13 protein-coding genes, 1 other RNA gene and 1 other annotated feature are annotated in these 16,898 nt (G+C 38.2%); of the genes, 13 read left to right on the forward strand and 1 reads right to left on the reverse strand.

What is annotated here, in order from left to right; genetic code table 11:
* The first annotated feature begins 162 nt into the window (after nucleotides 1–162).
* The 7 genes from B2R82_RS16305 (at nucleotide 163) to B2R82_RS16335 (ending at nucleotide 8,359) form a co-directional block, all read left to right on the forward strand.
* The gene (locus B2R82_RS16305; protein ID WP_286925931.1) at nucleotides 163–1,254 is read left to right on the forward strand and encodes a carbohydrate kinase; all 1,092 of its coding nucleotides are present in this window, start codon (nucleotides 163–165) and stop codon (nucleotides 1,252–1,254) included.
* 4 nt (nucleotides 1,255–1,258) lie between these two features.
* Nucleotides 1,259–2,173, forward strand: coding sequence for a pseudouridine-5'-phosphate glycosidase (locus tag B2R82_RS16310; RefSeq protein WP_283868887.1), 915 nt, complete (start codon nucleotides 1,259–1,261; stop codon nucleotides 2,171–2,173).
* 207 nt (nucleotides 2,174–2,380) lie between these two features.
* Complete coding sequence (locus B2R82_RS16315; protein WP_286925932.1) at nucleotides 2,381–4,576, forward strand: RelA/SpoT family protein; 2,196 nt, start codon at nucleotides 2,381–2,383, stop codon at nucleotides 4,574–4,576.
* A gap of 62 nt (nucleotides 4,577–4,638) precedes the next feature.
* Nucleotides 4,639–5,079 (forward strand): D-aminoacyl-tRNA deacylase, encoded by a 441-nt coding sequence (gene dtd, locus B2R82_RS16320; protein ID WP_286925933.1) that lies wholly within the window; start codon nucleotides 4,639–4,641, stop codon nucleotides 5,077–5,079.
* 72 nt (nucleotides 5,080–5,151) lie between these two features.
* Nucleotides 5,152–5,367 (forward strand): DUF2642 domain-containing protein, encoded by a 216-nt coding sequence (locus B2R82_RS16325; RefSeq protein WP_286925934.1) that lies wholly within the window; start codon nucleotides 5,152–5,154, stop codon nucleotides 5,365–5,367.
* Between the two features lie 120 nt (nucleotides 5,368–5,487).
* Entirely contained in the window at nucleotides 5,488–6,798 is a 1,311-nt protein-coding gene (locus B2R82_RS16330) for an HTH domain-containing protein (RefSeq protein ID WP_286925935.1), read from the forward strand.
* A gap of 154 nt (nucleotides 6,799–6,952) precedes the next feature.
* The gene (locus B2R82_RS16335) at nucleotides 6,953–8,359 is read left to right on the forward strand and encodes a YfcC family protein (RefSeq protein ID WP_286925936.1); all 1,407 of its coding nucleotides are present in this window, start codon (nucleotides 6,953–6,955) and stop codon (nucleotides 8,357–8,359) included.
* A gap of 58 nt (nucleotides 8,360–8,417) precedes the next feature.
* On the opposite strand, the gene B2R82_RS16340 is transcribed toward B2R82_RS16335, so the two are convergent.
* Nucleotides 8,418–9,989, reverse strand: a complete 1,572-nt coding sequence (locus B2R82_RS16340; protein ID WP_286925937.1) for an N-acetylmuramoyl-L-alanine amidase — start codon at nucleotides 9,987–9,989, stop codon at nucleotides 8,418–8,420.
* Between the two features lie 164 nt (nucleotides 9,990–10,153).
* Nucleotides 10,154–10,396 (forward strand) — a binding site (T-box leader).
* A 131-nt stretch (nucleotides 10,397–10,527) separates the two neighbouring features.
* Between B2R82_RS16340 and hisS the strand changes: the two genes are divergently transcribed.
* The 6 genes from hisS (at nucleotide 10,528) to B2R82_RS16370 (ending at nucleotide 16,885) form a co-directional block, all read left to right on the forward strand.
* Nucleotides 10,528–11,796 carry a histidine--tRNA ligase gene (hisS, locus tag B2R82_RS16345; protein ID WP_286925938.1) on the forward strand — a complete coding sequence of 423 codons (1,269 nt, stop codon included), beginning with the start codon at nucleotides 10,528–10,530 and terminating at the stop codon, nucleotides 11,794–11,796.
* Nucleotides 11,797–11,907: 111 nt separating this feature from the next.
* Nucleotides 11,908–13,677 (forward strand): aspartate--tRNA ligase, encoded by a 1,770-nt coding sequence (gene aspS, locus B2R82_RS16350; protein ID WP_286925939.1) that lies wholly within the window; start codon nucleotides 11,908–11,910, stop codon nucleotides 13,675–13,677.
* A gap of 129 nt (nucleotides 13,678–13,806) precedes the next feature.
* Nucleotides 13,807–14,007, forward strand: a non-coding RNA gene (gene ssrS, locus B2R82_RS16355) — 6S RNA.
* Between the two features lie 242 nt (nucleotides 14,008–14,249).
* Entirely contained in the window at nucleotides 14,250–15,407 is a 1,158-nt protein-coding gene (gene nagA, locus B2R82_RS16360; protein ID WP_286925941.1) for an N-acetylglucosamine-6-phosphate deacetylase, read from the forward strand.
* A 31-nt stretch (nucleotides 15,408–15,438) separates the two neighbouring features.
* The gene (locus B2R82_RS16365; RefSeq protein WP_349680281.1) at nucleotides 15,439–16,161 is read left to right on the forward strand and encodes a GntR family transcriptional regulator; all 723 of its coding nucleotides are present in this window, start codon (nucleotides 15,439–15,441) and stop codon (nucleotides 16,159–16,161) included.
* A gap of 4 nt (nucleotides 16,162–16,165) precedes the next feature.
* On the forward strand, nucleotides 16,166–16,885 hold the full coding sequence (locus B2R82_RS16370; RefSeq protein WP_286925972.1) for an SIS domain-containing protein: 720 nt from the start codon (nucleotides 16,166–16,168) through the stop codon (nucleotides 16,883–16,885).
* Nucleotides 16,886–16,898: the final 13 nt, after the last annotated feature.

Genomic DNA, 16,898 nt, shown 5'->3' on the forward strand with positions numbered 1-16,898 from the left:
GGAAATCACCTTCATTTTGACTAAATGTTCACAAAAGGTCCCTTGACCATTTAGCTTTTCAACACTATGAAAATGAACTCAATAATCTTATTGATTTCATTTTTTTTGACTTATAACAAACAAAAGTTTATAATGTAAACAAATATAATAAAAGGTGATGCTATGAATGAAAGAGAACAGGCGGTACTGGCATTAATTCGTCAAAATCCGTTTATGTCTCAGCAAGAGATGGCGGATAAGATGAATCTATCTCGTCCAGTGCTAGCCAACTTAGTGTCGAGCTTAACGAAGCAAGGAAAAATAGTAGGACGTGCGTATATTTTACCCGAGGAAAATGAAATTATTTGTATCGGTGGTGCAAATCTAGATCGTAAATTTCATGTGAAGGGGAACGTCCAGTTTGGTACTTCCAATCCTGCAAGCTCTTCATTTAGTGTAGGTGGTGTTGGGCGAAACATTGCTGAGAACCTAGGTAGGCTAAATCATCAGGTAACATTACTAACAACGGCTGGCAAGGATGCTGATTGGCAAGTAATCCATGAGGCTTCTGAGTCCTTTATGAATTTACGTTATGTTGAGCAATTACCAGATGCTTCAACTGGCTCTTATACGGCAATCATGGATGAGCAGGGAGAGCTAGCACTGGCTGTTGCAAACATGGAGGTATATGATCTGTTATTGCCGAGCTTGTTAAAGAAGTACGAGGCAATGCTTGTTAATGCTGGATGCTATATTTTGGATTTAAACTGCCCGAAGGAAACAGTAGCCTATATTCAACAGATGGCAATTGCTCGTGAAATTCCGTTAGTCATTGTGCCTGTATCTTCCCCTAAAATGAATCGACTACCTGATACATTGCAAGGGGTTACTTGGTTTATTTGTAACACGGACGAAGCGGAAACAATTGTTGGGCATGCAATTGAAAGTGCTGCCGATTATGAAAAAGCATTACAGCAACTACTTCAATTAGATGCTGAGCATGTCATTATTACAGCAGGAAGCAAGGGTGTTTTTGCAGCATCAACTTCGATTAAGCCTTGTCATTTTAAGGCTAAGATTATAGATAAGATTGAAGATGTAACAGGTGCAGGAGACGCCTTTGTCAGTGCAGTGATCCATAGCTGGCTTACTGGACAATCCTTCGCAACATGCATTGATGCCGGTTTGACAAATGCTAAAAACACACTGGCATCCCCATACACAGTAAGACCTGAATTATCCGTAGATTTGTTAAAAAGTGAAATGGAGGAATAACAACATGAAAGAATTCATCGTATTATCAGAGGAAGTAAAAGCAGGACAAGCAAAAGGTTTACCAATCGTAGCATTAGAATCAACAATTATCTCTCACGGTATGCCATACCCTCAAAACGTACAAACTGCGCGTGAAGTTGAGCAAATTATCCGTGACAATGGTGCAGTTCCAGCAACGATTGCTTTAATTGACGGGAAAATTAAAATCGGTTTATCAGATGAAGAACTTGAAATGTTCGGTAATGCACAAGGAGTAGCAAAAACTTCACGTCGTGACTTAGGCTATTTATTGGCAACAAAAAAATTAGGTGCGACAACTGTAGCGGCAACAATGATTTGTGCTGAACTTGCGGGCATTGAAATTTTCGTAACAGGTGGTATCGGTGGTGTTCATCGAGGCGCTGAAACAACAATGGACATCTCAGCGGATTTAGAAGAACTGGCACAAACAAATGTGGCAGTAATTTGTGCCGGTGCTAAATCAATTTTAGATATTGGTTTAACATTAGAATATCTTGAAACTAAGGGTGTACCTGTCGTTGGATTTGGCACAGATGAAGTGCCTGCGTTCTATACTCGTCAAAGTGGTTTCGATGTTAACTTTAAACTAGAAACACCAGAGGAAGTAGCAGAGATGCTACGTGCAAAATGGCAATTAGGGTTGAAAGGCGGAGCTGTTATTGCAAATCCGATTCCGGAGTCTGAGGCGCTTGAGCATGCATTCATTACAGAAATCATTGAAAAAGCGTTAATAGAAGCAGAGGAGAATGGTATTCAAGGCAAAAACGTTACGCCATTCTTACTTGGAAAAGTAAAAGAATTAACAGAGGGTAAAAGCCTTGATGCAAACATTGCATTAGTAAAAAATAATGCAGTTGTAGGCGCAAAAATTGCTGTGGCGTATAATAAATTAAGCTAAATAATTATACGAAGAGAGACTCTTTGCGAAATATTACATTCGCAGAGGGTCTTTTTATTCATTATGAAGAAAAATTCTTCCATTTTTCACATTGTTCACGAGATTAACTAAACAAAATGACATAGTCGCTTTACAATAGGCTACAATATTTTATACAATTAAATTTATATCTAATCTGAAAAATTTGACGAGCAAGGTGGACATGTTATGGCGAAAGAGCAAATTTTGACTCCCGAGGACGTATTTGAGTTAGTCAAATCCTACATGAATGATGAAAATGTCGCATTCGTGAAAAAAGCATATGAATTAGCGAGGAATGCCCATATAGAGCAATTCCGAAGTTCAGGTGAACCGTATATTATTCACCCAGTACAAGTAGCTGGTATTTTAGCTGAATTACAAATGGACCCTGAAACAGTTGCGGCTGGTTTTTTACATGATGTTGTCGAGGATACAGATTTTACGCGCGACGATTTAGTTCGTGAATTCGGCGAAGAGGTTGCAATGCTTGTTGATGGCGTGACAAAGCTGGGGAAAATTAAATATTTATCAAAAGAAGCGCAACAAGCAGAAAATCATCGTAAAATGTTTGTTGCTATGGCACAGGATATCCGTGTCATTTTAATTAAACTGGCTGACCGTTTACACAATATGCGGACGCTCAAGCATTTGCCTGCTGAAAAGCAACGCCGTATCTCTAAAGAAACGCTTGAAATTTTTGCGCCACTTGCGCATCGCCTTGGAATTTCGACAGTTAAATGGGAGCTAGAAGATACAGCTCTTCGTTATTTAAATCCACAGCAATATTACCGCATTGTTAGTCTGATGAAGAAAAAACGCGATGAACGTGAGGCCTATTTAGAAAATGTTATGGCTGAAATGAAATCACAGCTTACAGAGGTCGAAATCGATGCAGATATTTATGGTCGTCCAAAACATATCTACAGCATCTATCGCAAAATGGTGTTGCAAAAAAAACAATTTAATGAGATTTATGATTTATTAGCCATTCGTGTATTGGTCGATAGTATTAAAGATTGCTATGCTGTGCTAGGAATCGTGCATACGCTATGGAAGCCGATGCCTGGACGCTTTAAGGATTATATTGCAATGCCCAAGCAAAATCTTTATCAATCATTGCATACGACAGTAATTGGCCCTTATGGTGACCCATTAGAGGTGCAAATTCGTACAAAGGAAATGCATAAGATTGCCGAGTACGGGATTGCTGCACATTGGGCATATAAAGAAGGTAAAAAGATTGATACCGAAAAACAAAATGTTGATCAAAAATTAACATGGTTCCGTGAAATTTTAGAATTTCAAAATGAATCCTCAAATGCTGAGGAATTTATGGAATCTTTAAAATTTGATTTATTTTCTGATATGGTTTATGTATTCACACCTGAAGGAGATGTCATTGAATTACCAGCAGGTTCTGTACCTATCGACTTCGCATACCGTGTGCATTCAGAGGTCGGAAATCGTACAATTGGCGCGAAAATCAATGGTAAAATGGTACCGCTTGATACACCGTTAAAAACGGGAGACATTATTGAAATTTTAACCTCTAAGCAATCTTTTGGCCCAAGCCGTGATTGGCTTAAATTAGCGCAATCCTCACAGGCAAAAAATAAAATAAAACAGTTTTTCAAACGTCATCTTCGTGAAGAAAATATTCTCAAAGGCAAAGAGATGATTGAAAAGGAAATCCGTGCACAGGATTATGACATGAAGGAGACCATGTCTGCTGAAAATTTAAAGCGTGTTTGCGACAAATTTAATTACACAAATGAAGATGATTTATATGCAGCTGTTGGTGTGAATGGTATAACTGCACAGCAAGTTGTTAATCGACTAGCTGAAAAACGCCGCAAGGAACGTGAACAGGAAGAAGCACTCGAGAAAATCGAACAAAAAATGAAAAATCATGTTCCACAAAAACGCACAGAATCTGGTGTTATCGTAAAAGGTATTGACAATATGCTTATTCGACTTTCACGTTGTTGTACACCTGTGCCTGGTGATGATATTGTCGGCTTTATTACGAAAGGGAGAGGTGTTTCGGTACATCGTGCAGACTGTCCAAACATCCAAGTAGAGGATGAGCAGGAACGTTTGATAGAGGTTGAGTGGGAAAATGGGTTGACTCCTGAGAAAAAAGAATACCCAGTTGATATTGAAGTATCAGCCTTTGATCGACCTGGCATATTAAATGAAATTATGCAAATTGTTAGTGAAACGAAAACAAATATTTTAGCTGTCAGTGGTCGGGCTGATCGTGAAAAAATGGCGACTATTCATTTAACAATATCGATTTCAAATATTTCGCATTTGCATAAGGTTGTAGAGCGTATTAAACAAACACCAGATATTTATTCAGTGCAACGAGTGATTAATTAAAAGAGTTCTTGGTGGATTAACTTTCTTATTTATGGACAACGATAGAATTGAGGTTTTAAAGAATGAAAGTAGTTTTACAACGTAGTAAAGCGGCCACTGTTACGGTTGACGGGAAAGTAACTGGCGCTATTGATAATGGTTATGTCCTTTTGGTAGGAATAACACATGAGGATACACAAGAGAATGTTGACTATTTAGCCAAAAAAATAGCTAATCTTCGCCTTTGGGAAGATGCTGATGGAAAAATGAACCACTCTATTTTAGAGCATGGAGGGGCTATATTATCCGTCTCACAATTTACATTGTATGGGGATGCAAAAAAGGGGAATCGACCAAGTTTTACAAATGCAGCAAGACCAGAAGTTGCGGAGCCGTTATGGCAGGCTTTTAATGATGCCTTACGTTCATATGGTTTACAAGTGGAGACAGGTATATTTGGGGCAATGATGGACGTTGCACTTACAAATGATGGTCCCGTTACTATACTTCTTGAGTCAAAATAATGGTACATTTCCTATGATTCCTTCATACACTATAAAGTATGGTTAGTTTTGTAGGAAGGAAGTGTCTTAAAGATGACGAAGATGGGAAGCATATCAAATCCATATTTATACGAAACTCTTAACATGATGATTGGTCAGGCTATTGTAGTACAAACTGAGAAAAATATTCAGCAAGGTGAATTAGCTTCAGTATTACCTGACCATATCGTTGTAGAGATTAGTCGTACGCCTTTCTTCATTCGTATGGAGGAAATTGTGTGGGTTACCTTGGCAACAGTTAAAAAATAAGTAAGTAAGTGGAGGCCTTCAATTCACATTATGTGACTGGAGGTTTTTTTTATGATGTAGAGTCATTTTTACTATATAATTATCTAAAAGTTTTGTCATTTTGAAAGGGGAAGTTAAACAATGCAAAGGGTAGCTGTACTTGGTTCATTATTTTTCTGGAATAACATAAAACAACATTTTTCGGCATTTCCTCAAGTGCAATTTATTCATTTCCCTTACACAGTACCTGAGCAAAGTGTTGAATTGATTGATGAGGCAGCAACCCAGACAGACATTTTATTATTTGCTGGCTCGATTTCCTATCATTACTGCATAGATAAGATAAAAGCTAAAAAGATTCAAGCAACCTATATTTCGTTTGATGAATTAACATTGTCACTATCATTGCTATCCATACAACATAACCAGAAGGTAGAATTATCTAAACTATCAATTGATTTACCTAAAAAAGATATTCTAAATCAAGTTTTAATAGAGTCGGATATACAACCTCCAAAGCTACATGTAATAGATTACGCTTGGGTATATGATCAAAACGAAAAAATAAATCACTTCCAAATTGATGACTATATCATGTTCCATAAGGAGTTGTATAAAGCAGGGAAAACGGTGCTAGCACTTACAAGCTTACATGCTGTTTATGAAGCGTTACAACAAGCAAGAATCCCAGCAAGCTATATGGTTGAACGGAAACAGACATTTATCTCAACTGTAAATAAAGCCCTTAATGCTTATAAAAACACCCTATTAATTTCATCACAAATTGCTGTTGTATCAATTCGCAGCAGAGAGAATTCTACTATTTCTAATCAACAATTGTGGATGGAGAATTTAGAAAAAGTATCTAAAATGTTTCACGCAAGGATAGCTCAATCCCTTCAAGAGCCCTACTTAATTTTTTCTACAAGAGGCGTAATTGAAACAATTGATAGAGTCTACTTAACATCATTAATGAGACAGTTTGAAATGCAATTTGAAACAACTTTTCATATTGGAATAGGATTTGGATATTCATTACATGAGGCTGAGAAACACTCCTCCCAAGCATTGTTTTTTACAACAAAATTTGACGAGCATTCCACTGTTTTGTGCCTTGTTGATGAAGAAAGCCGACTTCATGGACCATTATTTGAAAATAATAAAAAAATCGCATTATCGAATAATAATCAGCAGATATTAAAGGTTGCTGAAAAATTAAAAATGAGTGCTAAAAATTTAAATTTAATTAGGCAATTTATTAAGTTAAATAAAAATCGACCTTTTTCTGCAACAGAATTAGCAACGTATTTAAATCTTTCTCGTCGATCGGCAGAACGAATGATTAATCGATTAATGGAGCAAAATTATCTCGAATTATCAGGTGAAGAGCATCCATATCATCAGGGGCGTCCACGAAAGCTATATAAAGCAACAAATCTATTAGAGATATGAAATGATAGAAAATTAATACTTTACAATAAATTTGAACTATTGTATATTTATTTTCAATTAAACGACATATAGCGACAAATTTTTTAGGGAGGAGTATCCATGGAATAGAAAAAACGCTAATGTCTGAATTATTGAAGATAAGTGGGTGGGATATATGGAAAATGAACAAATGGCTAAAAAGAAAAGCTGGCTAAAGGTACCTCATACATATACGATCATTTTTGCTATTATTTTTCTTGCAGGTATTTTAAGCTATATTATTCCAGCAGGGGAATTTGACCGTGTAGAGGACAAGGAAGGTCGAATGCTGGTTGTAGATGGAAGCTACCATCATATTGAGAGTGAACCTGTATCATTTTTTGAAATGTTTACAGCTATTCCAATGGGGCTAGAAAAGGGAGCACAGATTATATTTTATATTTTTCTAGTAAGTGGTGTGTTTGGAATTATTCGTGCTACTGGTGCGATAGAAGCAGGTGTTTATAAGGGTGTAAAAGCATTAGAGGGCAGGGAGAAACTACTTATTCCATTATCGATGATTTTATTCTCTGTTGGTGGTTTCACGATGGGGATGGCAGAAGAAACAATTATTTTTGTGCCAATCGGGGTAGCGATAGCTCGGGCAATGGGGTTTGATGCAGTAACAGGAACAGCTATGATTACGCTTGGTGCTGCTAGTGGTTTTTTTGGAGGAATGCTCAATCCATTTACAGTAGGGGTTGCACAATCTTTAGCTGATGTCCCTTTATTTTCAGGGATTGGCTTCCGTGCAGTTGTATATGTGTTTGTATTAGGCTTTGCGATTTTCTATGTATCGCGCTATGCCTTTAAAGTCAAAAAGAATCCCCAGGCAAGTGTTATCTATGATATTGAACAGAAGGCAAAATCAAATCTTTCTACAATTGCTATGCCAACCTTAACAGGAAAGCATAAACTAGTGTTCATTGCGATGGCTTGTGGAATAGGTTTTAATATTTATGGGGTCTTTAACTGGGGCTGGTTTTTAACTCAATTAACGGCATCCTTTTTAATTATGGGCTTAATTGCAGGGCTTTTAGGGGGATTAAAGCCTGGAACGATTTTTGATTCCTTTATTGATGGGGCTAAGGCTGTTACCTTTGGTGCGCTTATAGTTGGTTTTGCACGTGCCATTACAGTTGTACTTGAGCAAGGGAAAATTATTGATACAATTGTTTATGCTGCATCGGAAACGATTGGTCATTTGCCACATTCTATTAGTGCAATCGGAATGTTATTTATTCAAGCTCTCTTAAACCTGTTTATTTCATCAGGTAGTGGTCAAGCTGCAGCAACAATGCCAATAATGATTCCAATTACAGATTTACTAGGTTTAGAGCGCCAAGTTGCTGTTTTAGCATTCCAATATGGGGATTCATTAACAAACTCAATTATTCCTACTTCATCGGCCTTGATGGCATATTTGGCTGTTGCAGGTATTCCGTATGAAAAATGGATAAAATTTATTTGGAAGATGATTCTTGGCTGGGCTGTTATTGCCTGTATTGCATTAATTGCGGCTGTCGCTTTAGGAATCTCTTAAAAGAAAAGGCTGTGCAGAAAAGTAGATTGTTATCTTCTATCTGCACAGCTTTTTGATGTTAATTGCCTTCATTAAAATAATTTAAGATGCCTTGATAAATCCCAAGACTTGCTTGTTCTCTGAATTTTGCTGTTGTCACGACACGTTCCTCACTAGCATTACTTAAGAAGCCTAATTCAAGAAGGACAGCCTTTTGCCGATTTTCTCGTAGTACTAAAAAATTCCCTTGCTGAGCTCCACGATCTCTTAAATCTATTTTGCTGGACAGCCCATTATGAATGGCCTCTGCAAGACCCTTTTGGTTACTGTTCAAATAGTATGATGTAAAGCCATTAATGGAGCTATCGCCCGTTGCATCGTAATGAATACTAATAAAAGCATCTGCCTCATGCTGATGGCCTATAGAGACACGTTTTCGGAGTGCTACATATTCATCCGATTCTCTAGTCATCACAACATTGGCACCAGCAGCCCTTAACTTAGAAGCAAGCAGAGAAGCAGTTTTTAATGTGATATCCTTCTCATCCGTTCCTCGTTGTCCCGTGGTACCATGATCATTACCACCATGTCCAGCATCGACCACAATTGTAAGCCCATTTAACGTTCCTTTTTTACGAGGCTCAGAGGTATTCTCTTTAGTCGTCACAGCTTTGTTGGAGGTAGTAGTCACGACCCAATTCGCTACAAATGCTGTTTTGTCACCTAATTGTATTTCATAAAAATCATCTTTCGCACCCACAATAGGGTAGCTTTGGCCGGCATCAACACGTTCTACGACCTCAGCTGTTGTAGTAGCATCTGTCCGTAAGTTTGTCCCATTATAGATAATTGTCACAGATTCCAGCTCTGTAGATGAGGAAGATGTGGATTTAGTTTTTTCTACATTTGAAAATGTTCCATAAAAACTATAGACCCAGCCAGATATTTTCTTATTGTACTGAATTTGTACCCAATTGTGTTCTTGGGCTAAAACTTTAAAGGCTTGTCCCTTTTTAACAGAACCTACTTTTTTGGCATTTAAATCTGGTTTTTTTCGAACATTCAGTGTATCCACTAACACCGTAAATGTTGTATCCTTGTTCACCTTTTTTGTAGATACTTCAATGACTGGTTTATCAGAATCAGCTTTTTTTTCAGGTATATTATTAATGGTTACATAATCGGTCGAAACCCAGCCAACTAGCCCGTTCCAATCGATTTTCGCCCATTCGCCACTTTCTTCAATCAGATTCGCTTGGTTCCCTGTTGATAGTTGCCCAAGAACCGCCGAAGAAATATCGGGTTCAGTGCGAATATTAAGACGATCAACCTGTGAAATGATAGTTTTATCAATGGTTTGTTTAGCATTTATAGGTGCAGTCAGCCATGATGCTACCCAACCTTCGTCATTGCCTGCTTTTACTTGAATCCAGTCTCCTTCTCGAGCAATAGAAGTTAAAGAATCACCTTCTTCTAACGTCGTAATAATGGGGTAGGACAGTCCTGGTCCCTCACGTAAATGAAGAATCGACCCCGTCACTTTTAAATCACTGGTGTCAGCAAACGCCCTTTGACCATTAATTTTACTTGGAATGGCAATCGTTAATATTAGCACGAAGATAATCATGATATGTAAAAGTTTTGTTCTCATCAGATTCCTCCTATTCCTTGTGCTATTTTACCATGCTTTAGTAATAGAATTCGTGGGAAAATGGTAATGGAATTTATTGTTTTCATAACTGTTTCGTGAAAAATACAAAAACAGTTGACATTGTCATTCGTTGTGACTAACATAAAGGGTAATCAAAAATTGATTTACTGCTTATGACCAAGCAAGTAGCGTGTACCTCTATTGGAAAAGAGAGGGAAAGACCTAGGCTGCAATCTTTCCTACAAAAATGTATAACGTGAACAACACTTGAGAGGCTTTTTTCTGAAAAGTAATGCTTAGTAGGAAAAAACGGAATCGGCCGTTATCCGATTATGAGGAGGACGCTCGTTATTAAGCGCGTCAACTAGGGTGGAACCGCGGAAGCTTCTATAGCTCTCGTCCCTTGCAATATGCAAGGTGGCGAGAGCTTTTTTATTTCTAAAAAGATGTGGAGCTCGCACAATCCAGAGGAAAAACCGGTTAGGTTAACAAGCAGACACTCAAAATTTTCATAAGCAATAATAGAGGAGGTAATTACATGAGTTTTAAAGTACCACGTGGGACGCAGGATATATTGCCGGGTCAATCAGAAAAATGGCAAAAAGTCGAGGCGATTATTCGAGATATTTGTCATGTTTATCGGTACAACGAAATCCGTACACCTATTTTTGAGCAAACAGATTTATTTGCACGTGGTGTTGGTGAAACAACAGATGTTGTGCAAAAAGAAATGTATACCTTTGAGGATCGTGGAGGGCGATCATTGACGCTTCGTCCTGAAAATACAGCTGGTGTAGTCCGTGCTTATGTTGAGCATAAAATGTTCGGTGCCCCAGACCAGCCAGTTAAGTTATCCTATTTAGGTCCAATGTTCCGTTATGAGCGTCAACAAGCTGGACGTTATCGTCAATTTGTACAATTTGGCGTGGAGGCAATTGGTTCAGCTGATCCAGCAATTGATGCTGAAGTGATTGCACTAGCTATGGATGTCTATGAATCAGCAGGCTTAAAGGATTTAAAATTAGTCATCAACTCACTTGGAGATAAGGTTACACGTGATACACATCGTACGGCATTGCTCCAGCATTTTGAACCACATATTCATGAATTTTGTACAGATTGTCAAAATCGACTACAAAAAAACCCATTGCGCATCCTAGATTGTAAGGTAGACCGCGAGCATCCTTTAATGAAATCAGCACCAGCATTAACGGATTTCCTAACGGAGGAATCAGCAGCTTATTTCGCTCAAGTTAAAACGTATTTGGATATTCTAGGTATTTCATATGAGATTGATCCAAACCTTGTAAGAGGTCTTGATTATTACAACCATACGACATTTGAAATTATGTCAACAGCTTCTGGCTTTGGTGCCATTACGACTCTTTGTGGTGGAGGGCGCTACAATGGGCTTGTGGAAGAAATTGGTGGACCGGATGTACCGGGAATCGGTTTTGCATTAAGTATTGAGCGTCTTTTACTAGCTCTTGAAGCTGAGGGAGTTGAATTAGACACAGCATCAGGTCTTGATGTCTATATGATTGCTATGGGTGATGAAGCAAAGCTAAAGGCAGTTGAATTAACAAGTACCTTCCGTGCGAAGGGCATTGCTACAGAGATGGATTATTTGGATCGCAAAATGAAGGCACAAATGAAATCCGCAGATCGTTTAGGCGCTAAGTATACAATTGTTTTAGGTGACACAGAGCTGGAGGAGCAAGCTGCAACTATTAAGCATATGCAGTCAGGCGAACAACAAAAAGTTGAATTTTCAGCATTAGTGAATTACCTATTACAGCAATCATAATTCAGCTATTAAAAATAAACCGTCCATCACTGGGACAGTCAAAAGGCATTATTTCACCGTTTATAGGAATGAATGCTACATAAATAAAAATTATTTGGAGGAACTAAATAAATGGCTACAAGAACACATGCTAGTAACGAATTATCAGAACTGTTACAAGGCGAAAAAGTTGTATTAAAAGGTTGGGTACAACGCCGCCGTGACCTAGGTGGTTTAATTTTTATTGATTTACGTGATCGTACAGGCATCACACAGGTTGTTTTTAGTCCTGATGTTGCTGAGGCACATGCTTTAGCAGATAAAGTACGTAGTGAATATGTCATTGAAGTGGAAGGGACAGTTATTCTTCGAGCAGAAGATCAAATTAACCCAAATGTGCCAAATGGAAAAATTGAGGTAGAGGCATCGAAATTAACTGTTATTAATACAGCAAAAACACCTCCATTCCAAATTGAGGACCGCACAGATGTTTCAGAAGATTTACGTTTAAAATACCGTTATTTAGATCTTCGTCGTCCAGTTATGTATGATACATTCAAGCTACGTTCAGATGTTACACGTACAATTCGCAATTTCTTACAAAACGAAGACTTCCTAGAGGTGGAGACACCAATTTTAACGAAATCTTCTCCAGAGGGAGCTCGCGATTATTTAGTACCATCACGTGTCCATGAAGGTGAATTTTATGCATTACCACAATCACCACAGCTATTTAAGCAATTATTAATGGTGGCAGGCTTTGAGAAATACTTCCAAATCGCACGCTGCTTCCGTGATGAAGACCTACGTGCAGACCGTCAGCCAGAATTTACACAGGTCGATATTGAAACAAGCTTTTTAACACAAGAAGAAGTTTTAGAAATGAATGAACGCTTAATCCAAGCTGTTATGAAGGAAGTTAAAGGGATTGATATACCTGCTCCATTCCAACGCATGAAATATCAAGAGGCAATGGACCGTTACGGCTCAGACAAGCCTGACGTGCGCTTTGGCTTAGAGCTTGTTGCTTTAAATGATATTTTTGATGGCTGTAGTTTTAAAGTATTCGCTGATACAGTAGCACAAGGAAAACAAGTAAAAAGTATTAATATTAAAGGTGCTGCAGATAGATACTCCCGTAAAGATATGGATGAATTAACAAAATTCGTCGGTATTTATGGAGCGAAAGGTCTTGCTTGGTTAAAGGTAACAGAGGAAGGCTTAAATGGTCCGATTGCGAAATTCTTTGACGAGGCATTAGCAAGTGCATTAATGGAGCGTATGAAAGCAGAGGTTGGGGATATTCTAGTGTTTGTTGCGGATCAAGCATCTGTTGTAGCAGCTTCTCTTGGTGCACTTCGTACGAAATTAGGCCATGACTTAGACTTAATTGATGAATCACAATTTGCTTTCCTATGGATTACAGATTGGCCGCTATTAGAATACTCTGAGGAAGACGGTCGCTATAAAGCAGCACATCATCCGTTTACACGTCCTTTTGATGAAGATATTCCGTTAATGGAAACGGATCCTTCTGCTGTCCGTGCACAAGCATACGATATTGTACTAAACGGCTATGAACTCGGTGGAGGCTCACTACGTATTTATGAACGCGAGCTACAGGAAAAAATGTTTGCATTACTTGGTTTCTCAGAAGAGGAAGCAAAAGCACAATTTGGCTATCTATTAGAAGCATTTGAATACGGTGTACCACCACATGCAGGTCTAGCATTTGGTCTTGACCGCTTTGTTATGCTACTAGCAGGCCGCAACAATCTACGTGATACAATTGCCTTCCCGAAAACAGCAAGTGCTAGCTGCTTATTAACTAATGCACCAAGTGCTGTTTCTACGGAGCAATTGGATGAGTTAAATTTAGCAATTAAAGCATTTAAAAGATAATTAGTACTTCTAAATACCTGGATTCTCTAGCAAAAAATGTTGGGAATCTAGGTATTTTTTGTGTTTTCGCATTTTTTAACGAAAAATAGTTTGAATTATCTGAAATATGGTGTTATGATAACTGTAATACGAATCCTGATGTGTTTGTTTATCTGCTGATTCTACTTAACAGTTTTGACCGAACATTATAGAATTGGGAGCCTTCATTTTGTAGTCGCAAACATGCCCTAACAAGGAGCGGGACGTTTAAAACTGCAAAGCGGGCACCCCCCTGCGACTTGCGGGTTCAAAACGAATGTTTCTTGGCATTGCTGCACAATCGGGATTCGTCCATACAAAGTGAAACAAAAGGAGCGTGTATTGCTCTTTTTTTTATTGCCCCAAAACAATAATTTCATCGATAGGCTAGTGAATAATTAAAATTTGAAGAAAAATTTAGAAAATATGAAAAAATTACTTTTTATTTTTGTGAAAGCGTCATATAATTGGTATAGACAACTATACCAAATAAATATTGGTAGCTTGTTTGATTCAGCAATACTCCTTCATAGGGGAATAAAGGGGGTGACTCATTGAAGGGGACATTATTAATTTCAAATGTTACGATAGTTCATCACGATAAGCTACCGTATAAGGGCGACTTGCTGATTAACAACGGTAAAATCAAAAAAATAAGTCACGCATTATCCGACCGTGCTGAGCATTATATTGATGGCAAAGATAAAAATTGGTTCTTGCTTCCTGGCTATATAGATATGCATATTCATGGTTCTGCTGGTCACGATACGATGGATGCCACCCCATCTGCCTTACATCAGATAGCCCGTTCTTTAGTAAAAGAGGGAGTAACAGGCTTTCTTGCTACTACAATGACACAATCAATAGAAGCAATTGAAAGCGCTTTAGCCAATATTGCACTTTTTGAAAATAGTGAAGATGAAGCATGCTTACTAGGAGTTCATGTAGAGGGACCATATGTTTCAAAAAAAAGGGCAGGTGCACAGCCAGTTGAATACATTATATTACCCTCCATCGAACAATTTGCAGCATGGCAAAAAATAAGTAACCAACGTATCAAACAAATTACGATTGCCCCTGAGGTAGAAGGAGGCTTTGCCTTTCTTGAATCATTAAGGGGCTCACAGATAATTCCCTCTATAGGGCATTCTGATGCAACCATTGAGGATGTGGAGAGGGCAGTTGAACTGGGTGTAAGCCAGGCTACACATTTATATAATCAAATGCGTCCTTTTCATCACCGTAATCCGGGTGTCGTTGGAGGAGTGTTAGTAGAGGATGCGGTGAAGGTCGAGATCATTGCTGATTTTGTGCATAGTCATCCTCAGGCTATCAAACTAGCGTATCGGTCAAAGGGAGCTAAAGGAATAATTTTAATTACCGATGCGATGCGGGCGAAAGGCTTACAGTACGGTGATTTTGATTTAGGGGGTCAAACTGTTCATGTTTCCAAGGCTGGGGCACATTTGTCTAATGGAGCTTTAGCTGGCAGCGTGTTAACGATGGAACAAGCAGTAAAAAATATGAAAGCAATCACAAATTGCTCATGGCAGGAAATTGTTGCAATGTCCTCTACAAATGCTGCTGAGCAATTAAAGCTTACAACTAAGGGACGTATCATGGAAGGCTTTGATGCAGATTTTGTATTACTTGATGAAAAATTAAATGTGCAAAAAACTATTTGTCAGGGTAAAGTTGTATTTGAGAAATGAAAGTAAAGAGGCGATAAGGATGGTGCAAGACTTGTTAGATAAAAATTCTCATATACCTATCTATATACAAATAGAAGAGATTATTAAACAACGCATTTATTTAGAAGAATACAAGATTGGAGAAAACATTCCTTCTGAACGTGAGCTTTCAACGCAATTTGATGTCAGTAGAATGACTGTTCGTCAATCTATTACAAACTTAGTGAATAGTGGCTTACTGTACCGAGAAAAAGGAAGAGGCACCTATGTAGCTAATCCAAAATTGGAGCAACCATTAAAGGGATTAACGAGTTTCACTGAGGACATGAGAGCTAGAGGGATGGAACCTAGCAGTAGAGTTCTTCGATTTGAAAAAATTGTACCCCCAGTTGATGTGGCAAGAGATTTAATGTTAGGGGCTGGGGAAGAGGTATTTTTTGTAGTACGAATTCGTAACGCGGATTCTAAGCCAATGGCAATTGAAAGAACATATATTCCTGTAAAAGTGTATCCAGAGCTAGATGAAAAGAAAATTATGGGGTCATTGTATGCCTTGATTGAAGCAAAGTTCCATCAAAAAATTGGCAATGCCATTCAACAAATGGAGGCAGCTATTGTTACAAAAGAAGATAGTAAATTTTTGCAAATTAATCATACAGCACCTGTCTTAATTATTAAACGTACAAGTTATTTATCTGATGGCGTTCCGTTTGAGCTTGTGCGTAGTACTTATCGAGCTGATCGTTACAAATTCATTAGTGAAATTAAAAGGTGATTCTATGTATGCATACTTTCTAGAAATACAAAAGCTAATGCAAACCGTGCAAGAGCAAGAACATGCTCAAATTGCTGAAGCTGCACAGTTAATTGTGGAACAGCTTCAACTTGGTGGTATTGTGCAATTATTTGGCTGTGGTCATTCTCAACTTTTAGCGCAGGATGCATTTTATCGTGCGGGGGGGCTTGTGCCTGTACGCCCAATCATTATTGAACCTTTAACATTACATGCAGGTGCATTAACATCATCTAAAAATGAAAAGGACCCGACGATTATTGAGCAATATAAGGAGCAATTTGACTTTCATGAAAATGATGTATGTATCGTTATCTCAACTTCTGGTCGAAATCCTGCCCCAATAGATGCAGCTCTTCTAGCGAAACAATCAGGGGTAGTCGTTATATCACTACAGTCTCTTAACTATTATAATCAGCCATCGCGCCATCCAAGTGGAAAACGTTTAGAGGAAATCGTGGATATAATGATCAATACGCATACACCAATAGGCGATGGTGTTCTAAGCTACAATAAAATACAGTTTGCACCCGCTTCCACAGTGATTGGGTCATTTATTTTAAATGCATTATTTGGTGAAGTGATTAAGAATATGGCAAGCGAAGGTTGTGTTTTACCAGTTTTTGAAAGCAATAATGTTGAATCCAATCGGTCTCATAATGAGGCTTTGATGGCTAATTATCAACATCGGATTAATTTTAATTGAAAAAACGGAGGGG

Origin of the sequence: Lysinibacillus sp. UBA6686 (assembly GCF_002455205.1) — a bacterium.
Classification (GTDB): Bacteria; Bacillota; Bacilli; order Bacillales_A; family Planococcaceae; genus Lysinibacillus; species Lysinibacillus pakistanensis.

What these genes read in the sequence shown, in the direction of transcription:
- B2R82_RS16305 (WP_286925931.1), top strand. Translation starts at nt 163, where the DNA reads ATGAATGAAAGAGAACAGGCGGTACTGGCATTAATTCGTCAAAATCCG.
- hisS (WP_286925938.1), top strand. Translation starts at nt 10,528, where the DNA reads ATGAGTTTTAAAGTACCACGTGGGACGCAGGATATATTGCCGGGTCAA.
- dtd (WP_286925933.1), top strand. Translation starts at nt 4,639, where the DNA reads ATGAAAGTAGTTTTACAACGTAGTAAAGCGGCCACTGTTACGGTTGAC.
- B2R82_RS16325 (WP_286925934.1), top strand. Translation starts at nt 5,152, where the DNA reads ATGACGAAGATGGGAAGCATATCAAATCCATATTTATACGAAACTCTT.
- B2R82_RS16310 (WP_283868887.1), top strand. Translation starts at nt 1,259, where the DNA reads ATGAAAGAATTCATCGTATTATCAGAGGAAGTAAAAGCAGGACAAGCA.
- B2R82_RS16335 (WP_286925936.1), top strand. Translation starts at nt 6,953, where the DNA reads ATGGAAAATGAACAAATGGCTAAAAAGAAAAGCTGGCTAAAGGTACCT.
- B2R82_RS16340 (WP_286925937.1), bottom strand. Translation starts at nt 9,989, where the DNA reads ATGAGAACAAAACTTTTACATATCATGATTATCTTCGTGCTAATATTA.
- aspS (WP_286925939.1), top strand. Translation starts at nt 11,908, where the DNA reads ATGGCTACAAGAACACATGCTAGTAACGAATTATCAGAACTGTTACAA.
- B2R82_RS16370 (WP_286925972.1), top strand. Translation starts at nt 16,166, where the DNA reads ATGTATGCATACTTTCTAGAAATACAAAAGCTAATGCAAACCGTGCAA.
- B2R82_RS16330 (WP_286925935.1), top strand. Translation starts at nt 5,488, where the DNA reads ATGCAAAGGGTAGCTGTACTTGGTTCATTATTTTTCTGGAATAACATA.
- B2R82_RS16315 (WP_286925932.1), top strand. Translation starts at nt 2,381, where the DNA reads ATGGCGAAAGAGCAAATTTTGACTCCCGAGGACGTATTTGAGTTAGTC.